The following is a 25,570-nucleotide window of genomic DNA, read 5'->3' as shown; positions in this document are numbered from 1 at the left end:
ATCACGCTACGGCTCTACAGTCGTCCCGTGAAGGGTTTCGTCCGAGCCGCGTTGACCGCCGTCCGCCTCGCGGACGTCCTGCCCAGCCCCAACATCTGGCACTGGCCCGAGGTCTACGAGGTGGAGAACCGCGCCCAGGACGTCGACGGGGCCATCTGGCGGGTCCTGCGCGAGAGCTGCGACTGGGCCGGGCGCGACGTGGTCGACGTCGGCTGCGGCGACGGCTTCCACCTGCCGGTGTTCGCCCGCGACGCGCGCCGGGTGGTCGGCGTCGAGCCGCACCCGCCGCTGGTGCGCAGGGCCAGGGCGCGCGTGGCCGAGCTGGGCAACGCCGAGGTCGTCGCGGGTCCGGCGCAGCGCCTGCCGCTGCCCGACGCCAGCGCCGACCTGGTGCACGCGCGCACCGCCTACTTCTTCGGCCCCGGCTGCGAGCCGGGCATCCGCGAGGCCGACCGGGTGCTGCGCCCCGGCGGGACGCTGGCGATCGTGGACCTCGACGGCGAGGCGCCGCCGTACGGGCCGTGGCTGTGCGCCGACGAGCCGCGCTACAAGCCCACCGACGTGACCCGGTTCTTCGACGCGCAGGGGTTCCAGCTGCGCCGCGTCACCGCGCTGTGGCGGTTCGAGCGGCGGGCCGACCTGGAGGCGGTGCTGCGCATCGAGTTCTCCGCGCCGGTCGCCGAGCGGGCCATCGCCGAGACGCCCGGCCTGTCCTTCCCGGTCGGCTACCGCGTGCACACCCGGCGTAAGCCCGCCGGCCTGCTGCTGGGCTGAGGGCGCGACCGCCGAACGCGCGACCTAGGATCGACGGCGTGGAAAAGCGGAGCGCGCGCAGGTTGGCAAGGGAAGTCGGCGTCATCGGGCTGGGCTGCTGGCAGTTGGGCGCGGACTGGGGCCAGGTGGACGAGGCCGACGCGCTCGCGGTGCTGCACACCGCGGCCGACACCGGCGTCACCTTCTTCGACACCGCCGACGTCTACGGCGACGGGCGCAGCGAGACGCTGGTCGGGCGGTTCCTGCGGGAGCGCGGCGACGCGGGCATCACGGTGGCCACCAAGATGGGTCGCCGGGTCGAGCAGGTGCCGGAGAACTACACCCGCGAGAACTTCCTGGCCTGGAACGACCGCTCGCGGCAGAACTTGGGCGTGGACACCATCGACCTGGTCCAGCTGCACTGCCCGCCGACCCCGGTCTACTCGCGCGACGAGGTCTTCGACGCCCTCGACGAGCTGGTGCAGGCCGAGCGGATCGCCGCCTACGGGGTGAGCGTGGAGACCGTCGAGGAGGCGCTGACCGCCATCGCCCGGCCGGGTGTGGCCAGCGTGCAGATCATCCTCAACGCGCTGCGCCTCAAGCCGCTGGAGCGGGTGCTGCCCGCGGCGGCCGAGGCGGGCGTGGCGATCATCGCCCGCGTGCCGCTGGCGTCGGGCCTGCTGTCCGGCCGCTACACCCGCGAGACCACGTTCGGCGAGGACGACCACCGCAACTACAACCGCCACGGCGAGGCGTTCGACGTGGGCGAGACGTTCTCCGGCGTGCCGTTCGAGGTGGGCCTGGAGGCGGTGGAGCGACTGCGCCCGCTGGTGCCCGAGGGCGCGACCATGGCGCAGTTCGCGCTGCGGTGGGTCGTCGACCAGCCCGGCGTCACCGTGGTCATCCCCGGCGCGCGCAACCCCGAGCAGGCCCGCGCCAACGCCTCCGCCGCCGACCTCGCCCCGCTGGAGTCGCACGCCGAGGTCAAGGCCGTCTACGACGACCTCATCCGCCCCCTGGTCCACGACCGCTGGTAACCCCCGAACCGAGCGTTCGGACACTGCGAACTGAGCATTCCGGCACCGCGAACCGAGCGTTCGCGGTGCCGGAAGCCGTTTCGGCCCTCGGAGCTTGATCCACGAGGAAACCACGGCCCCGCTGGCGTTGGTCGTCGAATCGAGCGGTGGGCCGGATGTGCTCCTGCGCCAACTCGAGCACCTGCACGTTGTCGCGCGGATGCCGAACGTGCGCTTCCGGGTGCTGGCCAGGTCGACCACGAGTGGCATCGTTCCCGCCCTGAGTTGCCCGTTCACGCTGCTGCACGTCGAGCCGGGGAAGACGCTCGCGTACGTGTCGTCGTTGACCCGGCCGGACTACATCAAAGCCACCGCGCCCTACGTCGCGGCCTTCGAACAAGCTTGGAATCCGGCCTCTTCGGAAGAGGAGTCGGTGGTGATACTTGAGCGCAGGATCGCTGACCTCGCTGACGGCTAGGAGGGCGGAGCATGTGGAGCGAAGCCACAGCGCTGCGAGGTGCCCGGTGGCGCAAGAGCAGCTACACCAGCGGAGGCAATGACCCGCAGTGCGTCGAGTTGGCGTGTCTTGCGGTGGGTACGGCTGTGCGGGACAGCAAGGCTCCGGCCGGGCCGGTGTTGGTCTTCCCCGGCGGTGCCTTCGAGGCGTTCCTCGGGCAGGCCGCCGCTGGGCGTTTCGACCGCCGCTGACGCCACGCCTGCAAGTACTACCCGACCCGCCTGGCAGGGTCGGTAACCACTACCCGGCACCGCGAACGCTCGGTTCGTGGTGTCTGGGGGTGGGGCTCGGGGGAGGGGTGGGGGCACCTCGGGGAGGTGCCCCCACCGGGGGTCACTCCAGGTCGTCTTCTTCGGCGTCCAGTTCGCCGAGGATGGCGTAGAGCTTGCGCCGGGTCTCGTTGAGGATCTCCACGGCCCGGTGCTGCTGGTCCCTGCTGCCCGCGCGGGCCACCTGCATCATCGCCGCGTTCAGCGTCATCGCGGCGGTGCGCAGCTTCGCGACGTGCTGGTCGAGTTCGTCGTTGACCTGCTGCCACGGCGGCGCGCCCGCCAGCTTGGCGGCCTCGGCCTGGCCCGTCCCGGTGAGGGTGAACAGCTTCTTGCCGCCGGGCTCCTCGCTGGCGGAGACCAGGCCTTCGTCGGCGAGCAGTTGCAGGGTCGGGTAGACCGAGCCGGGGCTGGGCCGCCACAGGCCGTCGGTGCGCTGGCCGATCTCCTGGATCATCTCGTAGCCGTGCATCGGCCGTTCGGCCAGCAGGGCCAGCAACGCCGCGCGGACGTTGCCCCGGCGCTGCCGCCCGCCGCCACGTCCCCCGCCCCGGCCGAAGGGGCCGGGAGGACCGGGCGGACCAGGGGGGACCAGCGGCGGGCCGAAACCGCCGAAACCACCGAAACCGCCGCCGAAGCCGCGGCGCGGGTCGCCCGAGCCGTGGTCGCGGTGGTGCCTGCGGGCGTGGTGCTCGTGGTGGAAGCGCATCTCGTGCTCCTTCGTCGTATCGGTATGACGCTATCGACGATATATCGGAAGCTATCGCGATGCAACGGCGATCTGTCTTGCCGAGGGTGAGCGAGCGCGCGGTCCCGCACCCCGCCGGGCGTGGGACACTGGAAGTGCTATGACTGCCCTCCCCCTCGTCTTCGACGCGCCCAAGCGCGGCCTGCCGCCGCGCCACCTCGCCGACCTCTCCGCCGACCAGCGTCGAGAGGCCGTGGCCGCGCTCGGTGAGAAGCCCTTCCGGGCCGCCCAGCTGTCGAACCACTACTTCTCCCGGCTGACCGTCGACCCCGACGCGATGACCGACATCCCCTCCGCCGCGCGCGAGCGCCTGGTGGCCGACCTCATGCCCCCGCTGTGGACCGAGGTCCGCAGCGTCGAGGCGGACGGCGGCACCACCCGCAAGACGCTGCTGCGCGCGCACGACGGCACGCTCGTGGAGAGCGTGCTGATGCGCTACCCGGACCGCGCCACGCTGTGCATCTCCAGCCAGGCGGGCTGCGGCATGGCGTGCCCGTTCTGCGCCACCGGGCAGGGTGGGCTGACCCGCAACCTGTCCACCGCGGAGATCGTCGACCAGGTCCGCCGCGGCGCCGCGGCGATGCGCGACGGGCTGCTGCCCGGCGGGCCGGGGCGGCTGTCGAACATCGTGTTCATGGGCATGGGCGAGCCGCTGGCCAACTACAAGCGCGTGGTCGAGGCGGTGCACCGGATCTGCGACCCGGCCCCGTCGGGCCTCGGCATCTCGCAGCGGTCGGTGACGGTGTCCACGGTCGGCCTGGTGCCCGCGATCCGCAAGCTGACCGAGGAGGGCCTGCACGTCCGGCTGGCGGTGTCGCTGCACACCCCGGACGACGAGCTGCGGGACACGCTGGTGCCGGTCAACACCCGGTGGAAGGTCTCCGAGGTGCTGGAGGCGGCTCGGGGCTACGCGGACAAGACCGGTCGGCGGGTGTCGATCGAGTACGCGCTGATCCGGGACGTCAACGACCAGGGGTGGCGGGCGGACCTGCTGGGCAAGACCCTGCGCAAGCACCTGGGGCAGCTGGTGCACGTGAACCTGATCCCGCTGAACCCGACTCCGGGCTCGAAGTGGGACGCCTCGCCGAAGCCGGTGGAGCGGGAGTTCGTGCGGCGGGTCAAGGAGCAGGGTGTCGAGTGCACCGTGCGGGACACCAGGGGGCAGGAGATCGCCGCGGCCTGCGGGCAGTTGGCGGCCGAGGGCTGACGCGGCGGGCGTGATTCGCGATGTCCTGAATCGGCGTGGAATCGCGAATTCGGCAGAGAGTCGGGCTTGTCACGAGGGTGCGGCCCCGTTGCAGGGACCGGGGCCGCACCGCGGCGGGATTACGAGCAGTACGACACCGGCCGGGTCTTGTGGAAGGTCACCTTGGTGACGGTGAAGTGCCGGGTGAAGTAGCCCCAGGGGCCGACGAAGCAGCCGTCGGTGTACTTCCGCACCGACCCGTCGGGCAGCGTCTCCTGGTATTCGACCAGCGCGTAGCGGCGGGTGCCGTTGTAGACCCGGAACGCGGTCGCGTCGCCGGTCCAGTCGGTGTCGGTGACCAGCGTCGGCCGCGCGTCCTCGCCGCCGGGGTTGACCCAGACGTCCCACAGGCAGAACTGCGTTTCCGGGCAGTTCCCCGCGGGTTCCGCCGAAGCGGCCGGAGTGAAAGCGGTGAGACTCGCAATTGCGGCGAGCAGGGTAGCGAGCACTCGGAACCTCAACCGCATTAAATGCCTCCTCCAGGGAAAGGTCGGACCATTCGACGCTAGCAGCGGCCCGCAGGAGGTACAACTTTCAACTATCGAACAGGTCCATTCGGGCAGGGATGGCCTTGTCGACGCCCGAGCGGGCACGTCGAGCCCGACGGGTTGACCGTGGGGCGGCGCGTGGGCGCGCGGTGCCCCACCTGCGGTAATACCGGGTTATACTCGGTTGCGTGAAGACCGCGATATCGGTACCTGACGAGACGTTCGCCCAGGTGGAGCGCAGTGCCAAGGGCTTGGGCCTGACCCGCTCCGAGTTCTACTCGCGCGCCGCGCGGTACTACCTGGAGCACCTGGAACAGCAGTCGCTGACCAACGAGATCAACGCGGCCCTGGAGTTGGTCGGCGACGACGACTCCGCCTCGGCGGCCGTCGGCGCGGGCAGGCAGGTGCTCGCGGACGACGAGTGGTGATCGAGCGGGGCAGCATCCACTGGGTCGACCTCGGTGAGCCGGAGGGCTCGCGACCCGCCAAACGCCGCCCGGTGCTCGTGGTGCAGGCCGACCCGTACAACGCCAGCCGCCTGGCCACGGTGCTCGTGGCGGTGCTCACCTCCAACACCAAGCTGGCCGCCGCGCCGGGCAACGTGTTCCTGCCGACCTCGGCCACGGGCCTGCCCAAGGACTCGGTGGCGAACGTGACCGCGCTGGTCACGGTGAACAAGACCGACCTCGCCGGACGGGCGGGCAAGGTGCCCCCGGCGCTGATGCGCGACGTGGACGCCGGGCTGCGTCGGGTGCTCGGGCTGTGACCGGGGCTATCGGACCTCGTTCAGCTTCCCCGTGGCCACGTCGAACACGAACCCCCGCACGGAGTCCTTCACCGGCACGAACGGGCTGTTGAGGATGCGCGCCACGGACTGGCGCACGTCCTCCTCCACGTCGCTGAACGCCTCGGCCGCCCACGGCGGCTTCACACCCACCTCGTCCTGGATCGACCGCTTGAACTCGTCGTCGGTGAAGGTGAGCATCCCGCAGTCGGTGTGGTGGATCAGGATGATCTCGCGCGTGCCCAGCAGCCGCTGGCTGATCGCCAGCGAGCGGATCTCGTCCTCGGTCACCACGCCGCCCGCGTTGCGGATGACGTGGGCCTCGCCCTCGTTCAGCCCCAGCGCCCGGTAGACGTCCAGGCGCGCGTCCATGCACGCGACCACGGCCACGTGCTTGGACGGGGGCAGCGGCAGCGGGCCGGAGAACCGCGCGGCGTAGGCCGCGTTGTTGGCCAGCAGTTCGTCGGTGACGGACATGGCTGCGGGTCCTCTCCTGCGGGGAGTTGGGCTCCCCGCCGAGCCAACTGGGCTCGGGACGGACCCGCAACGGCGTTCACCTGGTGGAACGCCGCTGAGCCGACCGGATGACAGCCGTTGCGCGCTGGGTCAGCGCTTGCGCCGCCACGGGGTGCGGTCGCGCACCTGGAGCCAGATCAGCCCGGCGGCCATGGCCACGCCGGTGCCGATCACCCAGATGTCCTCGGTGCGGCCGTGGTGGTTGCCGATCAGCAGGGCGAACACGGCCAGCGTCGACAGCCAGCCCGCGATCTTGATGCCCTTGGGGAAGGTGCCGTGCCAACCCCAGTCGGCCGACGGCTCGTCGTGCACGTCGACCGCCGAACGCCTGTCCAGCGCCGAACGCTTGTCCAGCTCAGAGGACGAAGACACAGCAGCACGACCTTCCTGCTCGATCACGTTCACCAGCGTGGCAATCGTCGCACACCGCCCCTGTGGGCGGGACGTGAGGTGCGCGGCACCGCCGGCGGCGTTTACCCTCACCCAGCACGCGTTCGCGTCGCACCACGCCGCCCGGAACCCACGAGGTACCGCGCTGCCCGAAAGGCGACCAGTTGGACGGACACGGCTTCCGGCCTGCCGAGGAACAGACCCCCGACACCCACGCGCCGGTCGAGGTGGGCCTGCACGGGGTGACCAAGCGCTTCTCCGACCAGGTGGCGGTGGACGACATCACGCTCCAGGTCCACGAGGGCGAGTTCTTCTCGGTGTTGGGCCCCTCCGGCTGCGGCAAGACGACCCTGCTGCGCATGATCGCGGGCTTCGAGGACCCGACGGAGGGCCGGATCGAGCTCGACGGCGTCGACATGGTGGGCGTGCCGCCCTACCGGCGCGACGTCAACACCGTCTTCCAGTCGTACGCGCTGTTCCCGCACATGTCGGTGTGGGACAACGTCGCCTACGGCGTCAAGCGCAAGGGCGTGCGCGGCGCGCAGTTGAAGAAGGTCGTCGGCGAGCACCTGGAGCTGGTGCGGCTGTCCCAGTACGCCAAGCGCCGCCCCGCCCAGCTCTCCGGCGGGCAGCAGCAGCGCGTGGCCATCGCCCGCGCGCTGGCCGCGGGCCCGCAGCTGCTGCTGCTCGACGAGCCGCTGGGCGCGCTGGACGCGGTGCTGCGCAAGGAGTTGCAGATCGAGCTGATGCGCATCCAGCGCGAGGTGGGCACCACCTTCCTCTACGTCACCCACGACCAAGAGGAGGCGCTGGTGCTCTCCCACCGGATCGCGGTGATGAACGCGGGCAGGCTGGAGCAGGTCGGCTACCCGGAGGACGTCTACGAGCGGCCCGCGACCCGGTTCGTGGCCGGGTTCATCGGCACCTCCAACATCCTGGACGCGAAGGTCTCCGGCGTGCGGGACCGCTGGGTGGAGCTGGAGGCGCCGGGGGTGGCGCGGCTGCGCGCCCCCGTGCAGCGCGAGGTCCGGCACGGGCAGCGGGTCGCGGCGACCGTGCGCCCGGAGAAGGTGCACCTGTACGACCTGGCCGAGGAGCCGCCGTCGGGCTGGTGCGCGCTGACCGGCACCGTGCGCGACGTGGTCTACACGGGCGTGTCCACGCAGTACGTGGTGGACGTGCCCGGTGGCGACGTGCTGGTCGCGTTCGTGCAGAACACCCGCCGCATCGACGACGCGGGCTCGCCGGGGCAACCCGTGCGGATGGCCTGGGACCCCGATTTCACCGTGCTGCTGGAGAACGCCGATGACTGACAACCTCCGGATCGCCCGGCTCTGGGACACCGACAGCGCTCGGGTGACCCGCCGGACGATGCTGCGCTCCACCGCGTTCTTCGCACTGGCCGCGACCGGCGCGTGCGGCGTGGGCTCCGCGCCCGACGGGACGGGCGCCGCCCCGTCGTCGGGGGCCAAGGCCACCAACGCGGTGAGCGAGCCCAAGCTGAACTTCTACAACTGGACCGACTACATCGCGCCGGACACGCTGTCGGGCTTCAAGGAAGCCAGCGGCATCGACGTCACCTACGACAACTTCAGCACCAACGACGAGATGGAGGCCAAGATCGCCTCCGGGGCCGCGGGCTACGACCTGGTGGTGCCCAGCGACAACTTCCTGCGCCGCTTCCTGCGCTCGGGTCTGCTCCAGCCGCTGGACCACGACCTGCTGCCGAACCTGAAGAACCTGGAGAAGCGGTTCACCGAGGCCGACTACGACCCCGGCAACCGGTACTCGGTGCCGTGGGCGTGGGGCACCACCGGCCTGGCCTACTCGAAGTCGCAGCTCGGCCAGGACGTCACCGGCTTGTCCGCCTACGACCTGGCCGCCGCGCAGGGCCGCAGCACGATCCTGGACGAGGCGCGCGACGCGCTGGCGCTGGGCCTGCTCAAGCTCGGCCACGACCCCAACACCACCGACGCCAAGCAGCTCGACGAGGCGGTGGCGGTGCTGCTGGAGCTGAAGAAGAAGATCGGGCAGATCACCTCGGACGTGATCGAGCCGCTGACCTCCGGGCAGGTGCCGCTGGCGCAGGCGTACTCCGGCGACGCCTTCCAGGCGGGCGACACCAACGAGGACATCGCCTACGCCATCCCGACCGAGGGCGGCCTGTCCTACGTGGACCTGCTGTGCGTGCCCAAGGACGCGCCGCACGCGGAGAACGCGCACCGGTTCATCGACTACGTGCTGCGGCCCGAGGTGGGCGCGGCGCTGGCCAACGCGATCCGGTACGGCAGCCCCAACGAGGCCGCCAAGCCGATGATCGACCGGGAGCTGCTGGACGACCCGCTGGTCTATCCCTCCGCCGACCAGCTGGCGAAGCTGCCGTTCACCAAGGACCTGGGCGCGGAGGCGGAGGCCCGCTACGCGGACGCCTGGACCAAGGTCAAGACGGGCTGATGGCGCGACGTCCACCCCGCTGGCTGGTCGCCACCGGCCTGCTCACCCCGACCGGCCTCTGGCTGGGCCTGTTCCTGCTGGCCCCGCTGGCGCTGGTGGTCCAGTTCAGCTTCGCCACCCGCGACACCGGGGTGGCGCGGGCGGTGCTGCCCTGGACCACCGACGCCTACGCCACCGCGCTGGACCCGGCATTCCTGCCGATCTTCGGCCGGACCCTGGCCTACGCGGCGGTGACCACGGCGCTGTGCCTGCTGCTGGGCTTCCCGCTGGCCTGGTTCATCGCCAGGCACGCGGGCCGGTTCCGCACCGCGCTGCTGGCCGCCGTGCTGGTGCCGTTCTGGTCCAGCTACCTGGCGCGGGTCTACGCCTGGAAAGCGCTGCTGGACGGCGACGGCCTGGTCAACCGGCTGCTGGGCGCGGTCGGCCTGGACCGCGACGGCGGGTTCCTGCTCACCCACGGGGCGGTGGTGCTCGGCCTGACCTACGGGTTCCTGCCGTTCATGGTGCTGCCGCTGTACGTGGCCTGCGAGCGGTTCGACCACCGGCAGGTGGAGGCGTCCTACGACCTGGGCCACGGCCGGGTCTCGACGTTCCTGCGGGTGGTGCTGCCCGGTGTCGCGCCGGGCGTGCTGGCCGGGTCGCTGCTGGTGCTGGTGCCCGCGGCGGGCGACTTCGTCACGCCCAAGCTGCTCGGCGGGGTGGGCCAGTCCACCTTCGGCAGCGTGATCGACGACCAGTTCCGCGGCGGCAACAACTGGCCGCTGGGCTCGGCGATGGCGGTGCTGCTGCTGGTGCTCGTGGTGGTCGTGCTGGTGCTGCGCGGACGGCGCGGGGAGGACGTGCTGTGAGCCGCCGTCCCTGGGCGCTGGGCGCGGTCGCCGCGCTGGTGCTGGCGTTCCTCTACGCGCCGATCGGGTGGCTGGCCCTGGTCTCGTTCAACGACTCGCGGTCGCTGAGCCGCATCACCGGCCTGTCCACCCGCTGGTACGCGCGGCTGTTCGACGACGCGGAGGTGCTGGAGGCGCTGGGGCTGACGCTGCGGCTGGCGGGCACCAGCGCGGTGGTCGCCACCGCGATCGGCACGCTGGCCGCGTTCGGGCTGCGCCGGGCCTTCCCCGGTCGCGGCGTGTGGACGGTGCTGCTCAGCGTGCCGCTGGTGGTGCCCGAGGTGGTGCTGGGCGTGGCGCTGCTGGGCTTCTGCGTGAAGCTGGCGGGCATCCCGCTGGGCTTCGGCGCGCTGCTGGCCGCGCACGTGGCGTTCTCGCTGAGCTTCGTGGTCGTGGTGGTGCGGGCGCGGGTGGCGGGCATGGACGCGCGGCTGGAGGAGGCCGCGGCCGACCTGGGCGCGAGCCCGCTGGTGGCGTTCCGCACGGTGACCTGGCCGCTGGTGGCCCCGGCGGTGGCGGCGGGGGCGGCGTTCGCGTTCCTGCTGTCCTTCGACGACGTGGTGACCTCCAGCTACCTGACCGGGGTCGGCTCGACCACGCTGCCGGTGTTCGTCTACGCGCAGGCGGGCAGGCGGGGCGTGTCGCCGGAGATCGTGGCGCTGTCGACGCTGATGGTGGCGGTCAGCGCGGCACTGCTGCTGGTCGGCGTGCTGGTGGCGGCCTGGCGGGCGCGGGCGTCAACTTTCGTCGAACCGACTCGCGACCATTGAGCGCGGACAGCCGCCCCACCGCCGGCTTACGTTGTCCGCTGTGAGCTCCGTCCCGCGCCGCCTGCGATTCCCGGACCCGAGGGAAGCGGTGCGGGGCTTCCTGCGCACCCACGCCGACCGGCTGCGCGCGCTGACCCGGTGGCGGGTCGGACGCGAGCTGCTGGGCGCGGTGCTGATCGTGCTGCTGGACGGCTGGCCCGGCTGGCTGGAGGAGCACTCGGGCTGGGCGGCGGCCTGGTGGGGCGCGGTCTACCTGGGGCTGTACGAGCTGCGGCTGCTGTTCCCCGCCGTGGCCCTGCTGGTGGGCACGTGGCTGGTGTTCAGCGGCGACCACGGCGGCGTGGCGACGATCATCGTGCTGGCCTACGCGGCGGGCTACCGGATCGCCCCCTGGCAGCGGGCGCTGCTGACCGCCGTGGTCGCGCTGGCGCTGCACATCCTCGCCTGGGACGTGGGCTCGCCGGGCCTGAGCGGCCCGTTCGGCTCGTTCGTGATGCTGACCGTGTACGGGATGATGATCGCGCTGCCGTTCCTGGTGGGCCGGTACGCCGCGCAGCGCGCCGAGCTGGTCAGCACCATGCGCGAGCGCGAGGAGCGCCTGGTCAACGAGCGGCGCATGATCACCCGCCAGGCCCGGCTGCGCGAGCGCAACCGGATCGCCCAGGACATGCACGACAGCCTCGGGCACCGGCTCAGCCTGATCTCGGTGCACGCGGGCGCGCTGGCGATGGACAGCGGCCTGGACGAGCACCAGCGCGAGGCGGTGCGGGTGCTGCGCAGCACGGCGCTGAGCGCGATGGAGGAGCTGCGCGGGGTCATCGGCGTGCTGCGGCGCGACGTGGAGCCGGACGAGGACCCGGCCCGGCGCACCGTGGAGGCCATCGACGAGCTGGTGGAGGGCGCGCGGCGGGCCGGGGTGCGGGTGAGCCTGGTGCGCGGCGGCAAGCCGTGCCCGCTGCCCGCCAAGGTCAGCCACGCCGCGTACCGGATCGCCCAGGAGGGCCTGACCAACGCCAACAAGCACGCGCCCGGCGCGAGCGTGCGGGTGAGCGTGAAGTACGAGCCGGACGCGCTGGTGGTCGAGGTGCGCAACAACCCGCCGCGGGTGCGCAAGCCCGCCGGGTCCGGGTTCGGCCTGATCGGGCTGGGGGAGCGGGTCCGGTTGGCGGGCGGGCTGCTGCACGTGGGCGAGCTGCCCTCCGGGGGCTTCCGGATCGCCGCCGTGCTGCCCTACGAGGACACCGCCGCGGCCGACGACGAGCCCGTCGAAGAAGAAGAGGAGCAGCTCGCCGAGCCCGCGCGCCCCGCGCGCCGGTGGGCGGGCATCGGCTCGATGGTGCTGGCGGGCGCGGTGGTCCTGGTGGTGGTGGGCGGCTACGTGTGGGTCGGCACCCAGTCGGTGACCAGGGTGGTCAGCGCCGAGCTGTACGACTCGGTGCGGGTGGGCCAGCCCGAGGCCGAGGTGATGGCGCTGCTGCCCGGCGGCGCCGAGCCGCCGGTGGGGGAGCTGTCCAGCCAGGCCCCGCCCGAGCCGCCCGGCTCGCGCTGCGTCTACCTGGTGGCCGACGAGCAGAGCTACACCTCCGGCGGCCAGAAGGTCGTGCGGTTCTGCTTCGCGGACGGCAAGCTCGTGGAGAAGCACACCCACCTGCAGGAGACGTGAGCGTGATCAAGGTCCTCATCGCCGACGACGAGCCGCTGATGCGCGCGGGCATCAAGGCTCTCCTCGGCACCGCCGACGACATCGAGCTGGTCGCCGAGGTCGGTGACGGGCGGGAGGCGGTGCGCGTCGCGCTGGAGCGGCGGGTGGACGTGGCCGTGCTGGACATCCGGATGCCGAAGCTGGACGGCCTCGGCGCGGCCCGCGAGCTGCGCTCGGCGGCGCCGTCGGTGCGGGTGGTGGTGCTGACCACGTTCGGCGAGGACGACAACATCGTGCGCGCGCTGTCCGACGGGGCGGCGGGGTTCCTGCTCAAGGACTCCGCGCCGGAGGAGCTGCTGCGGGCGATCCGCGCGGTGCACGCGGGCGAGGCGTACCTGTCGCCGATGGTGACCAGCCGGGTGGTGGGCATGGTCGCCCAGGCGGGGCAGCCGCGCCGCCAGGAGGCCAGGCGCCAGGTCGAGGGGCTGACCGAGCGCGAGGTGGAGGTGCTGTCGCTGCTGGGCCTCGGCATGTCCAACGCCGACGTGGGACAGCGGCTGCACATGAGCGAGGCGACCGTGAAGACCTACGTCAGCAGGCTGCTGGCGAAGCTGGGGCTGACCAACCGGGTGCAGGCGGCGCTGCTGGCGCGGGACGCGGGACTGGCGGGCTGAGGGCGAAAGCGCGGGAGCCCCGCGCCGTCGTTGGCGCGGGGCTCCCCGGTCGGGCGGGGGCGCTTTAGACGTGCGCCCGCCTGCCCGTCACGAGCCGGTAGATGCCGAGCACGATGAGCGAGCCGAGGATGGCCAGCAACCAGGTGCTCAGGGAGAAGAACTCATCGACACCGGTGCCGAAGATGGCGCTGCCGATGAACCCGCCGAGAATGGCGCCGACGATGCCGAGGAGCATCGTGATGATGATGCCGCCGGGGTCCCGACCAGGCATGATGGCCTTGGCGATGGCACCCGCGATCAGGCCCAGGACAATCCAACCCAAGATGCCCACGGGGGCACTCCTTCCTGCCGGCCGCCGGCGGGCCGATCCGCCGGGGCGCTTGATCCAGGAGTGCCCAGGGCCGGGTGATCTCACGCGCTCGTTATGATTCCGTTATCCAAGTACCGCGCTGCGGGGCGGCCGGCTCCGGTCCGGAAGAATGGGCGGTGATGAGCACACCACGCACGGTCCTGGTCCTGGGCTCCACGGGGTCCATCGGCACCCAGGCGCTCGACGTCGTCTCCGCCAACCGCGACCGCTTCACCGTCGCGGGCCTCGCCGCGGGCGGCGGCGACCCGGCCGCGCTCGCCGCCCAGGTCGTCGAGCACGGCGTCAAGGCGGTCGCGATCGCCCGCGCCACCGCTGTCGAGGACCTCACCCTGGCCCTCTACGCCGAGGCGCAGAAGCGGGGCTACGCGCGCGGCGAGTTCGCGCTGCCCCGCATCCTGGCGGGCCCGGACGCCGTGGTGGAGCTGATCGACACCACCCCGGTGGACGTGGTGCTCAACGGCATGACCGGCTCGATCGGCCTGGAGCCGACGCTGCGCGCGCTGGCCACCGGCGCGACGCTGGCCCTGGCAAACAAGGAGTCGCTGGTCGCGGGCGGCCCCCTGGTGCTGCGCGCGGCCAAGCCCGGCCAGATCGTGCCGGTCGACTCCGAGCACTCCGCGCTGGCCCAGTGCCTGCGCGGCGGCACCGCCGACGAGGTCGCCAAGCTGGTGCTGACCGCCTCCGGCGGCCCCTTCCGCGGCCGCACCCGCGCCGAGCTGGCGGGCGTGACCGCGCGCGACGCGCTGGCCCACCCGACCTGGTCGATGGGCCCGGTCATCACGATCAACTCGGCCACCCTGGTCAACAAGGGCCTGGAGCTGATCGAGGCGCACCTGCTGTTCGGCGTGCCCTACGAGCGCGTCGACGTGGTCGTCCACCCGCAGTCGATCATCCACTCGATGGTGACCTTCACCGACGGCTCCACGCTGGCCCAGGCCAGCCCGCCGGACATGCGCCTGCCCATCGCGCTGGGCCTGGGCTGGCCCGACCGCGTCCCCGGCGCCGCCGCCGCGTGTAGCTTCGACATGGCGACCGCGTGGACGTTCGAGCCGCTGGACCACGAGACGTTCCCGGCGGTCCGGCTGGCCAGGCAGGCGGGCACCGCGGGCGGCTGCCTGCCCGCGATCTACAACGCGGCCAACGAGGAGGCCGTCGCGGTCTTCCTCGACGACGGCACGTCGTTCACCTCGCTGGTGGACACCGTCAGCCGGGTGCTGGACGAGGCGGGGGAGTGGGCCCGCGAGCCCGCCGACGTCGCCGAGGTGCTGGAGGCCGAGCGCTGGGCTCGGGCCAGGGCGCGGGAACTGGTCGCCACCGCGGTGCGATCGGGAAGGGACTGAGAAGGTGGCTTTCGTCTTCGGGATCGTGTTCTTCGCGCTCCTCATCGGCATCTCGATCGCGCTGCACGAGCTGGGCCACCTGGCCACCGCCAAGATGTTCGGGATGAAGGTGACCCGGTACTTCATCGGGTTCGGGCCCAGGATCTTCTCGTTCCGGCGCGGCGAGACCGAGTACGGCCTCAAGGCCATCCCGGCGGGCGGCTTCTGCGAGATCACCGGCATGACCGCGCTGGACGAGGTGGCGCCGCAGGACCAGCCCCGCGCGTTCTACCGGCAGGCCACCTGGAAGCGCGTGGTGGTGCTGTCCGCGGGCTCCATCACCCACTTCATCGTGGGCTTCGTCGTGCTCTACGGCATGGCCGCCACCATGGGCCTGCCCAACCTCAAGGACACCCCGCTGGTCAGCGAGGTCGCCCAGTGCGTGCCCGCCGACCCGCGCGCCCAGTGCGCCGCGGGCGACCCGGCCCCGGCCAGGGACGCGGGCTTCCGGCAGGGCGACCAGATCGTCGCCGTCGCGGGCACCGGCACCCCCACCTGGCGCGACGTGCTGGACAGGACCAGGGAGCGGTCCGGCCCGACCGAGTTCAAGGTGCTGCGCGACGATCAGGAGGTCACCCTCACCGTCGACGTGGCGCGGGTGGCCCGCGAGTTCGAGCGGCAGGACGGCAGCCGCTACACCCAGGAAGTCGGCGCGATCGGCATCGTCGGCACCCCGATCTTCCACTACAGCGCCCTGGGCGCCCTGGGCGGCGCGACCTCGTTCACCGGGACGATGTTCGCCAACACCTGGGAAGGGCTGATGAACTTCCCGGAGAAGATCCCGGCGGTGGTCAAGGCCATCGGCGGGGCCCCGCGCGACCTGGACACCCCGGTCAGCGTGGTCGGCGCGAGCATCATCGGCGGCGACGCGGCCGAGCAGGGCCTGTGGGAGCTGTTCTGGCTGATGCTGGCGGGGCTGAACTTCTTCATCGGTGTGTTCAACCTCCTGCCCCTGCTCCCGCTTGATGGTGGTCACATCGCCGTCAACCTGTACGAGCGGGTGCGAAACTGGGTGAGGAAGCTCCGCGGCAAGCCCGCCGGGGCTCCGGTGAACTACCTGCGGCTGCTGCCGCTGACCTACTTCGTGATCTTCGTCGGCGGCGCCATCACGCTGCTGACGGTCACCGCGGACATCGTCAACCCGATCAGGCTCGGCCAGTGAGAGGTGTTAGTGCATGAGTGACGGCGTGATGCTCGGTCTCCCGGCGATGCCGCCACCGGTGCTGTCCGAGCGGCGTCGGACCCGGCAGCTGATGGTGGGCTCGGTCGGCGTGGGCTCGGAGTTCCCGATCTCGGTGCAGTCGATGACCACGACCGTGACCGCGGACGTCAACGCGACGCTGCAGCAGATCGCGGAGCTGACCGCGGCGGGCTGCGACATCGTGCGGGTGGCCTGCCCGTCGCAGGACGACGCGGACGCGCTGGCCGCGATCGCGCGCAAGTCGCAGATCCCGGTGATCGCGGACATCCACTTCCAGCCCAAGTACGTCTTCGCGGCCATCGAGGCCGGGTGCGCGGCGGTGCGGGTCAACCCCGGCAACATCAAGAAGTTCGACGACAAGGTGCGCGAGATCGCCGCGGCGGCGCGCGACCACGGCACGCCCATCCGGATCGGGGTCAACGCCGGGTCGCTGGACCCGCGCCTGATGGCCAAGTACGGCAAGGCCACCCCGGAGGCGCTGGCGGAGTCGGCGCTGTGGGAGGCGTCGCTGTTCGCCGAGCACGACTTCCACGACCTGAAGATCTCGGTCAAGCACAACGACCCGGTGGTCATGGTGCGGGCCTACGAGATCCTGGCCGAGCAGTGCGACTACCCGCTGCACCTGGGCGTGACCGAGGCGGGGCCCGCGTTCCAGGGCACCATCAAGTCCGCGGTGGCCTTCGGCGCGCTGCTGCGGCAGGGCATCGGGGACACGATCCGGGTCTCGCTGTCGGCTCCTCCGGTGGAGGAGGTCAAGGTCGGCCAGCAGATCCTGCAGTCGCTGAACCTGCGGCCGAGGAAGCTGGAGATCGTGTCGTGCCCGTCGTGCGGGCGGGCCCAGGTGGACGTCTACACGCTGGCCGAGCAGGTCACCGCGGGCCTGGAGGGCATGGAGGTGCCCCTGCGGGTGGCGGTGATGGGCTGCGTGGTCAACGGGCCCGGTGAGGCGCGGGAGGCCGACCTGGGCGTGGCCTCGGGCAACGGCAAGGGCCAGATCTTCGTCAAGGGGCAGGTGATCAAGACCGTCCCCGAGCACCAGATCGTGGAGACGCTGATCGAGGAGGCCATGCGCATCGCCGAGGAGATGGGCGACGCGCCGGGCGAGCCGGTCGTCACCGTCGGCTGAGCGGGTGGTGGACGCGCGCGGTACCCGGTTCATCTGGCAGTCTTGACCCGTGCTGAGGTTGGCCGGAGCGAGGTTGCTCGACGAGCGGGACCTGCCGGAGGTCCTCGCCGCGCTGGCGGCCGACCCCGTGGCCACCTGCATGGTGGCCGCGCGGGTCGAGGCCGTCGGCCTCGACCCGTGGCGGCTGGGCGGCGAGGTCTGGGCCTACGACCACCGCTCGCTGCGCGGTGGCCGGCTGGACGCGCTGTGCTTCGCGGGGCCGAACCTGATCCCGCTGCGCGGCAACGCCTCGGCGCTGCGCGGGTTCGCCGACCGGGCCCGGCGGCGCGGCCGGATGTGCTCGTCGCTGGTCGGGCCCGCCGAGCAGGTGCTCGGCCTGTGGGAGGAGCTGGCCCCGGACTGGGGGCCCGCCCGCGAGGTGCGCGGCGACCAGCCGCTGATGGCGCTGGGCGGGGCCACCGCGATCCCGCCGGACCCGCTGGTGCGCCCGGTGCGGCCCGAGGAGCTGGACCGGTACCTGCCCGCGGCGGTCGCCATGTTCATCGAGGAGGTCGGGGTCGACCCGTGCGCCGACGACGGCGGGATCAGCTACCGGGCCAGGGTGGCGGAGCTGATCGCGAGCGGGCGGGCGTTCGCTCGGTTCGAGGGCGGCGAAGTGGTGTTCAAGGCCGAGATCGGCGCCATGTCCAAGCAGGTCGGGCAGATCCAGGGGGTCTGGGTGCGGCCGGACCGGCGCGGCCACGGGCTCGGGGCCGGCGGCACCGCGGCGGTGGCCGAGCGGCTGGTGCGCGGCCTGGGCCGCACCGCCAGCCTGTACGTGAACAGCTACAACGAGGCGGCCAAGGCCGTCTACCGGCGCATCGGCTTCACCCAGGTCGGCCAGTACGCCACCGTCCTGTTCTGACCCGCGAACCGGCGCTCGGGTAGTGGTCAGCGGCCCGCACGGACCTGTCGGGTAGTACTTGCGGGCGGGGGATGTCGACACGTCGTCCGGGGTGGCGGGGCCACGGGGCATACTGCGACGGTGATCCTTCGCAAGCTGGCGGGTCTGAGCTGCGCGCTGGTCCTGGTGGCCGGGTGCGGCCTGTTCTCATCGGGGCCGGGGCCGGACGAGGTGGCCAGGGACTTCCTCGCGCGCTGGAGCGGCGGTGACCTCGACGGCGCGGCGGCGCTGACCGACGACCCCGCCGCCGCCAAGGAGCTGCTGGCGAAGGTGCACGACGCGCTCAAGCCCGTGAAGGTCGCGCACTCGCTGGACCAGGTGCGCTCGGCGGGTGAGGACACCGCGGCGGGCGCCACCGCGAAGCTGGACTGGACCCTGGCGCACGACCGCTCCTGGAACTACCGGGCCGAGTTCGAGCTGCGCCGCGACGCCGAGGACTGGAAGGTGCGCTGGGCGCCCTCGGTGGTGCACCCGAAGCTGGCCGCCCAGCAGGGCATCGGCCTGACCGAGGTGCAGCCCGACCTGGCCCCGGTGCTGGACCGGGACGGCACCCCGCTGCTGGCCCCCGAACAGGTCGTGTCGGTCCTGCTGGACCGCAAGGAGGCCGGTGACCTCAACGCGGTGGCCACCGCGCTGGCCGGGGCGCTCAACCCCATCGACGAGTCGATCACCCCGCAGTCCATCGCCGAGGGCGCGGGGAAGGTGCCCGAGGGGCAGGTCTACCAGGTGGCCGCGCTGCGCGACGCGGACTACCAGTCGGTCAAGCCGCGCATCTACGAGCTGCCCGGCGTCCGCTTCACCACCCGGACCAGCCTGCTGGCCCCCTCGCGCGACTTCGGCTCGCAGGTGCTGCCCGCCGTGCGCAAGGCCGTGGAGGAGGAGGCCGCGGGCCTGGCGGGGCTGCGCGTCTACACCGTCAACGCGGCGGGCGGCGAGGTGGAGACCCTGCACGAGGAGCGGCCCCAACCGGCCGAGGCGGTGACCACGGCGCTGAGCCGGACCGCGCAGGCCGCCGCCGAGGACGCGCTGGAGCCGGTCCAGCAGCCCGCGATGCTGGTGGCGATCCAGCCCTCCAGCGGCGACGTGCTGGCCGTCGCCCAGAACGCCGCCGCCGACGCGCAGGGCGCGATCGCGCTGACCGGCAACTTCCCGCCCGGCTCCACGTTCAAGATCGTCACCGCCGCGGCGGCCATGGCGGCGGGCAAGGCGGGCGCGGACAGCCCGCTGCCCTGCCCCGGCAAGACCACCATCGACGGGCGGCGCGTCGTGCCCAACGACAAGGAGTTCGACAAGGGCACCATCCCGCTGCGCTCGGCGTTCGCGTTCTCCTGCAACACCACCTTCGCCCAGCTCGCCGCCGAGCTGCCCGCCGACGCGCTGACCAGCGCCGCGGACAGCTTCGGCCTCGGCGTCGACTTCGAGGTCCCGGCCATCACCACCATCACCGGCTCGGTGCCGCCCGCCACCGACGTGGTGGAGCGCGCCGAGGACGGGTTCGGCCAGGGCAAGGTGCTGGCCAGCCCGTTCGGCATGGCGCTGGTCGCGGCCACCGCCGCCAGGGGGGCCATGCCCACGCCGAACCTGCTGCGCGGCCAGGAGACCAAGGTGGACCACCAACCCGCCGCGCCGCCGCCCGCGGTGCTGGAGCCGCTGCGCGCGATGATGCGCGAGGTGGTCGAGTACGGCACCGCCACGCAGCTGCGCGACCTGGGCGACGTGCGGGGCAAGACCGGCACGGCCCAGTTCGGCGACGGCACCAACTCGCACGGCTGGTTCGTCGGCTACCGGGGGGACGTGGCGTTCGCGACCCTGCTGCTGGGCACCAACGCCTCCACCCCCGCCGTGGACGCCACCGGCCGCTTCCTGCGCGCCCTGGGCTGACACCGGCAAGTACCACCCGACCCCCTCACCAGGGCAGCTCACTACTACCCGACCCGGCCGACGCCGAGTCCCCAGGGCGTTCGCGTCCCGATCGCGCCCCGCCGTAATGTGGTGGGCATGTCCGTTCGTGCCGTCCTCAAGCCAGGGGTGCTCTCCCCGCGTCGTCCGGTGCCCGCCGAGATCGAGCGGCCCGAGTACGTCGACCGCCCCGAGCCCAAGCGCAACACCGACCCCTGGGTGCAGCCGCCCGAGGTGATCGAGGCGATGCGGGTGGCGGGCAGGCTCGCCGCGCAGGCGCTGCAGGAGGCGGGCAAGGTCGTGGTCCCCGGCGTGACCACCGACGAGATCGACGCGGTCGTGCACGAGTTCCTCTGCGACAACGGCGCCTACCCGTCGACGCTGGGCTACCGCGGGTTCCCCAAGTCCTGCTGCACCTCGCTCAACGAGGTCATCTGCCACGGCATCCCGGACTCGACGGTGGTGCAGGACGGCGACATCGTCAACGTCGACGTGACCGCCTACATCGGCGGTGTGCACGGCGACACCAACGCCACCTTCATCGCCGGTGAGGCCAGCGAGGAAGTGCGCCTGCTGGTGGAGCGCACCCACGAGGCCACCATGCGGGCGATCAAGGCGGTCAAGCCGGGCAGGCAGCTCAACGTGGTGGGCCGGGTCATCGAGGCCTACGCCAAGCGGTTCGGCTACGGCGTGGTGCGCGACTTCACCGGCCACGGCATCGGCCGCACCTTCCACAGCGGCCTGGTCGTGCTGCACTACGACGCGCCGCACGTGCCCACGGTGATCGAGCCGGGCATGACCTTCACCATCGAGCCGATGATCACCCTGGGCGGCATCGAGCACGACATGTGGGACGACGGCTGGACGGTCACCACCAAGGACAAGAGCTGGACCGCCCAGTTCGAGCACACCCTGGTGGTCACCGACGACGGCGCGGAGATCCTCACCACCTGCTGATCAGCTCGGCCAGCGCCCGCGCCACCGGCTCGGGCGCGGTGGCCGGGGCCAGGTGGTCGGCGTCCAGCTCGACCACCGGCCACCCGCGCTCCCGCGCCGCGGCGGCCTCGGCCGCGTAGGCCGTGCTCAACCGCAGGTACGCCTCCCGGCCGGTCCACGCCACGGTCGGCCGGGGTTCCTTGATGAACGCCAGCGGCACCTCCGGGGCCTCGGCGGTGATCTCCTCGCGCAGCGCCGCGTCGGGCACGAGCCCGGCCAGCTCCTCCGGGGGCGACCACCGGTCCCAGCGCGGCATCAGCCCCTCCCGCGACAGGGACTTCAGCCGCGCCACCAGCTCCGGTGGCGCGTCGTCGCGCCAGCTGCGGCCCGGCGTGGGCAGTCCCGCGTCCAGGTAGACCAGGCCGCGCACCGGGGTCTCCAGCGCGTCGGCGAACGCGGGCAGCAGCGGTCCCGCCCCGCTGTGCCCGACCAGCACCAGCTCGCCCTCGACCGGCGAGTCCTCCAGCGCGTCGACGAACACCCCGATGATGCGCTGGTGCACCGGGGCCGCGTTGACGGTGACCCGCAGGTCCAGCAGCTGCACCGGGTGCCCCAGCGCGGTCAGCGCGTCGGCGAGCGGGCGCAGGCTCGCGGGCCCGAGGTAGGGGCTGTGCACCAGGACCGCGGTGGCGGGGACGTCGACCATGACGTGGATGATGTCAGCCGGAACCGACAACGAGGGGACTTCACCGAAGGTGAGCGGTGCGCTGCTGGTCGCCGGGACGACCTCCGACGCGGGCAAGAGCGTGCTGGCCGCGGGCCTGTGCCGCTGGTTGGCCCGCCAGGGCGTGCGGGTGGCGCCGTTCAAGGCGCAGAACATGTCCAACAACTCCGTGGTCACCGGTGACGGCGGCGAGATCGGCCGGGCGCAGGCGGTGCAGGCCGCGGCGTGCGGGCTGGCGCCGAGCGTGCGGTTCAACCCGGTGCTGCTCAAGCCGGGCGGGGACCGCAGCTCCCAGGTGGTGGTGCTGGGCCGCGCGGTGGGGGAGGTGTCCGCGCTGTCCTACCGCGCCCGCAAGGCCGAGCTGCTGCGGACCGTGCTGGCCACGCTGGAGGGGCTGCGCGCGGACTACGAGGCGGTGATCTGCGAGGGCGCGGGTTCGCCCGCCGAGATCAACCTGCGGGCCGACGACATCGCCAACATGGGTCTGGCCCGCGCGGCGGGCCTGCCGGTGCTGGTCGTCGGCGACATCGACCGGGGCGGGGTGCTCGCGCACCTGTTCGGCACCCTGGCCCTGCTCGACCCGGCCGACCAGGCGCTGGTCGCCGGGTTCGTGGTGAACAAGTTCCGCGGCGACCCGGCGCTGCTGGAGCCGGGGCTGCGCCAGTTGCGCGAGCTGACCGGCAGGCCGGTGCACGGGGTGCTGCCGTGGCGGGAGGAGCTGTGGCTGGACGCGGAGGACTCGCTGTCCTACACCGCCGACGGCGTGATCGGCAGGCCCGCCCCGCCGGTGGGCGGGCAGTGGCTGCGGGTGGCGGTGGTGCGGCTGCCGAGGATCTCCAACGCCACCGACGTCGAGGCGCTGGCGTGCGAGCCCGGCGTGTCGGTGCGGTTCGTCACCGAGCCCTCCCGGCTGGCCGACGCGGACCTGGTGGTGCTGCCCGGTTCCAAGGCCACGGTGCGGGATCTGGCGTGGCTGCGCCGCACCGGCCTGGCCGACGCGGTGCGCGCGCACCCCGGCCCGGTGCTGGGCATCTGCGGCGGGTTCCAGATGCTCGGCGCGCGCGTGCACGACGCGGTGGAGTCCGGCGCGGGTGAGGTGGCGGGCCTGGGCCTGCTCGACGTGGACGTGCGGTTCGAGCCGGACAAGACCCTGGACCGGCCGCGCGGCAGCGCGCTGGGCGAGCCGGTCACCGGGTACGAGATCCACCACGGCCGCGTGGTCCGCCGCGCCGACGACCTGGCCGGGCTGGTCACCCTGCCCGACGGCGCGCCGGAGGGCGCGCTGCGCGGCCGGGTGGCGGGCACCCACTGGCACGGCCTGCTGGAGAACGACGCCTTCCGGCGCGCGTTCCTGCGCTGGGCGGCGGCGCACGCGGGGCGCGACGGCTTCGAGCCCGCGCCGGACGTGGACTTCGCCGCCCGCCGGACGGCGCAGCTGGACCTGCTGGGCGACCTGGTCACCGAGCACCTGGACACCGACGCGGTGTGGGGGTTGCTGGAGCGCGGTGCGCCGAGTGACCTCCGAGTGGTCCCACCCGCGGGAGCCCCGACCCTCGTGTGACCTCGACCGGTGGTGCGGTGCGCGCGACCGCCAAGTCGCGCGGGTTCACCGGTTGGCCGAGCCGTGACCGCACCGGGCCGCCGGGTCCTGCGCGCGGGCCGCGCCGACCGCCAAGTCGGAGCGGGTCACCTCGTTCGGACCGGTGGCCGCGCGGATCGCACGGCTGCCTGGGACAGGAGCACTCGGAAGTCCGCTGCGCGAGCGCTGGGCGCTTATGAGCGCGAGCGCTGGGCGCTTACGAGAACGCGTGGCAGCGGAGGGAGATGCGTATGTACGTCACCTGCCACCTCCGCTCGTCAAGCGCTCCTGTCGTCATGCTGTGAAAGTACCGGGACAGGGGGAGGGGATACCAACCCCCGAACGGGCTAGAGGCGTGTCACGAACGGTGCAACGACGCCCAGCCGGGCTCCTCGGGCCGCTCGGTCCAGCCGTCCGGCCACTTGCGACGCACGCCCGCGTCGGTGCGGGTGCGCGCGCCCGCGAGCGCCGCGGCGGTGTGCACGCCGAAGTCCGTCTCGCCCTCGAACCGCGCGCCCCGGAACGCCGCTTCCGGCAACCGCACCCGGCGGAAGTCGGCCAGCCCGTGGAAGCGGGCGTCCCGGAAGTCCGCGCCGCCGGTGAACTCGGTGCCGCGGAACGTGGCGGGCCCGACGAACGAGGTGCCCGCGAACGACGCGGAGCGCACCCGCGCGTGCGTCAGGGTCAGCTTGACCAGCGTGGCGTTGGACAGGTCCAGCGCGATGCCGTCCCAGAACGCCTCCGGCCGGTCCGGGCGCAGGTGGGCGGCCAGCAGCCCGGCGGCGGTCTGGCGGACCTCCAGCTCCTGCAGCTTGCCCGCGTCGCGGGGGGTCAGCCGCGCCCGGACCTCCGGTGGCGGGGTGAACGGCATCCGCAGGTAGGCGCACACCAGGTTGACGATGGTCTGCCGGTGCGCGGGGTTGCCCTGCGCCAGCCGCTCCAGCGCGTAGAGCCCGGCCAGCCGCACCGGGGCCTTGTCGCTGCCGAGCTGGTCGGCGGCCTTGCCGTAGAGCTCGGTGACGCGGCGCTCGGTGGCGTCGTGGTCCTTCTGCACCAGGTCGAGCTCGGTGGACCGCTGCTTGCGCGCGGCCAGCAGCAGCGCCGCCGCCCCGCCGGTGCCCAGCACGATGCTGGACGCGGTGCGCACGGCGTCCAGCCGCACGCCGTCCTGCGGATTGCCGGAGCCCGCGAACACCCACAGCAGCACCACCGACGCCACGGCCAGGAGCACCAGGCCGACTCCCCACGCGACGATCGTCCGCGCGGACAGGACCCGGTGCTCCACGCCTCCCAGCTCAGCTCACGGGCACCGGTTGGTCAACCGGAGCGGGCTGGCGGGCTCGGATCACCGTAGCCGCGGCCATGCCCGCGACGACCAGCGCCGCCCCGGCCAGGCGGACCGGGGTCAGCGGCTCGTCCAGCAGCAGCCAGCCCGACAGCATCCCGGCCACCGGAACCAGCAGCGCGAACGGCACGACCGCGCCCGCGTCGTGCTCGCGCAGCAGGAAGCCCCACAGCCCGAAGCCCAGCAGCGTGGAGACCCAGGCGATGAACCCGATGGCGGCGACGTTGCCCACGTCCATCCCGCGCAGCGCGGCCAGGTCCGCCGCCGGGCCCTCGACCAGCAGCGACAGCGCGAACAGCGGCAGCGCGGCCACCGCGCTGACCCACACGATGAAGCTCAGCGCGTCCGGCGGCCGGGCGTAGCGGGTGACCACGTTGGACACGCCCCACGCCGCCGCGGCGGCGATCACCAGCAGCAGGGCCGAGATCGGGCTGCCCACGCCGTAGTCGACCGCGATCAGCACGACGCCCGCCGCCGCGACGGCCATGCCCGCCAGCTGCGCCGGGCGCGGTCGTTCGCGCAGCACCACCGCGGCGAACAGGATGGTGAAGAACACCTGGCTCTGCAGCACCAGCGACGACAGGCCGGCGGGCATCCCGGCGTCCATGCCGATGAACAGCAGGCCGAACTTGGCCACGCCGAGGAACAGCGCGACCGCCAGCACCCACCGCCAGGCCACCCTCGGCGGGCCGACGAAGAAGATCGCGGGCACCGCGGCGGCCAGGAACCGCAGCGCGGAGAACAGCAGCGGCGGGAAGTCCCGCAGCCCGACCTTGATGACGACGAAGTTGACCCCCCAGATGGTCGCGACGAGCACGGCCAGCGCGACGTGACGTGGTTTCACGCGGTCGAGTGTTGGCGGCACGATCGTTTAGCACTAGCGAAATGTGCTGAAGGGTTTCGTTTAGCATGAC

At 72.6% G+C, this 25,570-nt stretch carries 28 protein-coding genes; 20 read left to right on the top strand and 8 right to left on the bottom strand.

Annotation, left to right across the window (positions count from 1 at the left end; translation table 11 throughout):
- Window positions 1–27 precede the first annotated feature (27 nt).
- The 4 genes from JOF41_RS23360 (at window position 28) to JOF41_RS23345 (ending at window position 2,477) form a co-directional block, all read left to right on the top strand.
- The gene (locus tag JOF41_RS23360) at window positions 28–774 is read left to right on the top strand and encodes a class I SAM-dependent methyltransferase (RefSeq protein WP_229795359.1); all 747 of its coding nucleotides are present in this window, start codon (window positions 28–30) and stop codon (window positions 772–774) included.
- Window positions 775–812: 38 nt separating this feature from the next.
- The gene (locus JOF41_RS23355) at window positions 813–1,790 is read left to right on the top strand and encodes an aldo/keto reductase (protein WP_189222888.1); all 978 of its coding nucleotides are present in this window, start codon (window positions 813–815) and stop codon (window positions 1,788–1,790) included.
- A gap of 94 nt (window positions 1,791–1,884) precedes the next feature.
- Window positions 1,885–2,247, top strand: coding sequence for a Scr1 family TA system antitoxin-like transcriptional regulator (locus JOF41_RS23350; RefSeq protein WP_209621974.1), 363 nt, complete (start codon window positions 1,885–1,887; stop codon window positions 2,245–2,247).
- Window positions 2,248–2,258: 11 nt separating this feature from the next.
- On the top strand, window positions 2,259–2,477 hold the full coding sequence (locus JOF41_RS23345; protein WP_209621971.1) for a DUF397 domain-containing protein: 219 nt from the start codon (window positions 2,259–2,261) through the stop codon (window positions 2,475–2,477).
- Between the two features lie 142 nt (window positions 2,478–2,619).
- Here JOF41_RS23345 and JOF41_RS23340 read toward each other — a convergent pair whose 3' ends face one another.
- On the bottom strand, window positions 2,620–3,264 hold the full coding sequence (locus JOF41_RS23340) for a PadR family transcriptional regulator (protein WP_189222891.1): 645 nt from the start codon (window positions 3,262–3,264) through the stop codon (window positions 2,620–2,622).
- Window positions 3,265–3,403: 139 nt separating this feature from the next.
- Between JOF41_RS23340 and rlmN the strand changes: the two genes are divergently transcribed.
- Window positions 3,404–4,510 carry a dual-specificity RNA methyltransferase RlmN gene (rlmN, locus tag JOF41_RS23335; RefSeq protein ID WP_189222892.1) on the top strand — a complete coding sequence of 369 codons (1,107 nt, stop codon included), beginning with the start codon at window positions 3,404–3,406 and terminating at the stop codon, window positions 4,508–4,510.
- 119 nt (window positions 4,511–4,629) lie between these two features.
- Here the strand turns inward: rlmN and JOF41_RS23330 are convergent, their stop codons facing one another.
- The gene (locus JOF41_RS23330) at window positions 4,630–5,016 is read right to left on the bottom strand and encodes a hypothetical protein (protein ID WP_189222893.1); all 387 of its coding nucleotides are present in this window, start codon (window positions 5,014–5,016) and stop codon (window positions 4,630–4,632) included.
- 209 nt (window positions 5,017–5,225) lie between these two features.
- Between JOF41_RS23330 and JOF41_RS23325 the strand changes: the two genes are divergently transcribed.
- Together JOF41_RS23325 and JOF41_RS23320 are read left to right on the top strand one after the other, a co-directional pair.
- Window positions 5,226–5,465, top strand: a complete 240-nt coding sequence (locus JOF41_RS23325) for a CopG family transcriptional regulator (RefSeq protein ID WP_209621968.1) — start codon at window positions 5,226–5,228, stop codon at window positions 5,463–5,465.
- Window positions 5,459–5,803 (top strand): type II toxin-antitoxin system PemK/MazF family toxin, encoded by a 345-nt coding sequence (locus JOF41_RS23320; RefSeq protein WP_189222895.1) that lies wholly within the window; start codon window positions 5,459–5,461, stop codon window positions 5,801–5,803. The genes JOF41_RS23325 and JOF41_RS23320 overlap by 7 nt, the downstream gene beginning before the upstream one ends.
- A gap of 6 nt (window positions 5,804–5,809) precedes the next feature.
- Here JOF41_RS23320 and JOF41_RS23315 read toward each other — a convergent pair whose 3' ends face one another.
- Both JOF41_RS23315 and JOF41_RS23310 read right to left on the bottom strand, forming a co-directional pair.
- Window positions 5,810–6,298, bottom strand: a complete 489-nt coding sequence (locus JOF41_RS23315) for a beta-class carbonic anhydrase (RefSeq protein ID WP_209621966.1) — start codon at window positions 6,296–6,298, stop codon at window positions 5,810–5,812.
- A gap of 129 nt (window positions 6,299–6,427) precedes the next feature.
- Window positions 6,428–6,709 carry a DUF2631 domain-containing protein gene (locus tag JOF41_RS23310; RefSeq protein WP_189222897.1) on the bottom strand — a complete coding sequence of 94 codons (282 nt, stop codon included), beginning with the start codon at window positions 6,707–6,709 and terminating at the stop codon, window positions 6,428–6,430.
- 182 nt (window positions 6,710–6,891) lie between these two features.
- On the opposite strand from JOF41_RS23310, the gene JOF41_RS23305 reads away from it, so the two are divergent.
- From JOF41_RS23305 to JOF41_RS23280, 6 genes are read left to right on the top strand one after another with little or no spacing between them, the layout of a single operon-like run.
- Entirely contained in the window at window positions 6,892–8,040 is a 1,149-nt protein-coding gene (locus JOF41_RS23305) for an ABC transporter ATP-binding protein (protein ID WP_209621964.1), read from the top strand.
- Window positions 8,033–9,181: a polyamine ABC transporter substrate-binding protein gene (locus JOF41_RS23300; RefSeq protein ID WP_209621961.1), complete on the top strand. Its 1,149-nt coding sequence runs from the start codon at window positions 8,033–8,035 to the stop codon at window positions 9,179–9,181. The genes JOF41_RS23305 and JOF41_RS23300 overlap by 8 nt, the downstream gene beginning before the upstream one ends.
- Entirely contained in the window at window positions 9,181–10,029 is an 849-nt protein-coding gene (locus tag JOF41_RS23295; RefSeq protein ID WP_189222900.1) for an ABC transporter permease, read from the top strand. Before JOF41_RS23300 ends, JOF41_RS23295 begins: the two co-directional genes overlap by 1 nt.
- A complete protein-coding gene (locus JOF41_RS23290) occupies window positions 10,026–10,838 on the top strand; it encodes an ABC transporter permease (protein WP_189222901.1) in 813 nt (270 codons plus the stop codon). Before JOF41_RS23295 ends, JOF41_RS23290 begins: the two co-directional genes overlap by 4 nt.
- 40 nt (window positions 10,839–10,878) lie before the next feature.
- Complete coding sequence (locus JOF41_RS23285) at window positions 10,879–12,501, top strand: sensor histidine kinase (RefSeq protein ID WP_307867509.1); 1,623 nt, start codon at window positions 10,879–10,881, stop codon at window positions 12,499–12,501.
- A 2-nt stretch (window positions 12,502–12,503) separates the two neighbouring features.
- A complete protein-coding gene (locus tag JOF41_RS23280; RefSeq protein WP_189223316.1) occupies window positions 12,504–13,154 on the top strand; it encodes a response regulator in 651 nt (216 codons plus the stop codon).
- A 64-nt stretch (window positions 13,155–13,218) separates the two neighbouring features.
- Here the strand turns inward: JOF41_RS23280 and JOF41_RS23275 are convergent, their stop codons facing one another.
- Window positions 13,219–13,485, bottom strand: coding sequence for a GlsB/YeaQ/YmgE family stress response membrane protein (locus JOF41_RS23275; protein WP_189222903.1), 267 nt, complete (start codon window positions 13,483–13,485; stop codon window positions 13,219–13,221).
- Window positions 13,486–13,643: 158 nt separating this feature from the next.
- Here JOF41_RS23275 and dxr point away from each other — a divergent pair, with 158 nt between their 5' ends.
- From dxr to map, 6 genes are all read left to right on the top strand, one after another.
- Complete coding sequence (gene dxr, locus JOF41_RS23270) at window positions 13,644–14,864, top strand: 1-deoxy-D-xylulose-5-phosphate reductoisomerase (protein WP_189222904.1); 1,221 nt, start codon at window positions 13,644–13,646, stop codon at window positions 14,862–14,864.
- Window positions 14,865–14,868: 4 nt separating this feature from the next.
- The gene (locus tag JOF41_RS23265; protein WP_209621955.1) at window positions 14,869–16,065 is read left to right on the top strand and encodes a M50 family metallopeptidase; all 1,197 of its coding nucleotides are present in this window, start codon (window positions 14,869–14,871) and stop codon (window positions 16,063–16,065) included.
- A gap of 13 nt (window positions 16,066–16,078) precedes the next feature.
- Window positions 16,079–17,230, top strand: a complete 1,152-nt coding sequence (gene ispG / locus JOF41_RS23260) for a flavodoxin-dependent (E)-4-hydroxy-3-methylbut-2-enyl-diphosphate synthase (RefSeq protein ID WP_189222906.1) — start codon at window positions 16,079–16,081, stop codon at window positions 17,228–17,230.
- A gap of 49 nt (window positions 17,231–17,279) precedes the next feature.
- Complete coding sequence (locus JOF41_RS23255) at window positions 17,280–18,134, top strand: GNAT family N-acetyltransferase (protein WP_209621953.1); 855 nt, start codon at window positions 17,280–17,282, stop codon at window positions 18,132–18,134.
- Between the two features lie 120 nt (window positions 18,135–18,254).
- Entirely contained in the window at window positions 18,255–20,054 is a 1,800-nt protein-coding gene (locus JOF41_RS23250) for a penicillin-binding transpeptidase domain-containing protein (protein WP_189222908.1), read from the top strand.
- A gap of 117 nt (window positions 20,055–20,171) precedes the next feature.
- A complete protein-coding gene (gene map, locus JOF41_RS23245) occupies window positions 20,172–21,029 on the top strand; it encodes a type I methionyl aminopeptidase (RefSeq protein WP_189222909.1) in 858 nt (285 codons plus the stop codon).
- On the opposite strand, the gene JOF41_RS23240 is transcribed toward map, so the two are convergent.
- Window positions 21,016–21,714: an alpha/beta fold hydrolase gene (locus tag JOF41_RS23240; RefSeq protein WP_189222910.1), complete on the bottom strand. Its 699-nt coding sequence runs from the start codon at window positions 21,712–21,714 to the stop codon at window positions 21,016–21,018. The two genes, map and JOF41_RS23240, sit on opposite strands and share 14 nt — an antisense overlap.
- Window positions 21,715–21,721: 7 nt before the next feature.
- Between JOF41_RS23240 and JOF41_RS23235 the strand changes: the two genes are divergently transcribed.
- The gene (locus JOF41_RS23235) at window positions 21,722–23,293 is read left to right on the top strand and encodes a cobyric acid synthase (protein ID WP_209621950.1); all 1,572 of its coding nucleotides are present in this window, start codon (window positions 21,722–21,724) and stop codon (window positions 23,291–23,293) included.
- 376 nt (window positions 23,294–23,669) lie between these two features.
- On the opposite strand, the gene JOF41_RS23230 is transcribed toward JOF41_RS23235, so the two are convergent.
- The gene (locus tag JOF41_RS23230; protein ID WP_209621946.1) at window positions 23,670–24,596 is read right to left on the bottom strand and encodes a pentapeptide repeat-containing protein; all 927 of its coding nucleotides are present in this window, start codon (window positions 24,594–24,596) and stop codon (window positions 23,670–23,672) included.
- Window positions 24,597–24,606: 10 nt separating this feature from the next.
- Complete coding sequence (locus tag JOF41_RS23225; RefSeq protein WP_209621943.1) at window positions 24,607–25,500, bottom strand: EamA family transporter; 894 nt, start codon at window positions 25,498–25,500, stop codon at window positions 24,607–24,609.
- Between the last annotated feature and the right edge of the window lie 70 nt (window positions 25,501–25,570).

Origin of the sequence: Saccharothrix coeruleofusca (assembly GCF_017876325.1) — a bacterium.
Classification (GTDB): domain Bacteria; phylum Actinomycetota; class Actinomycetes; order Mycobacteriales; family Pseudonocardiaceae; genus Actinosynnema; species Actinosynnema coeruleofuscum.
Note: the sequence above shows the minus strand (reverse complement) of the source record. Positions and strands in the feature narration are given on the sequence as shown.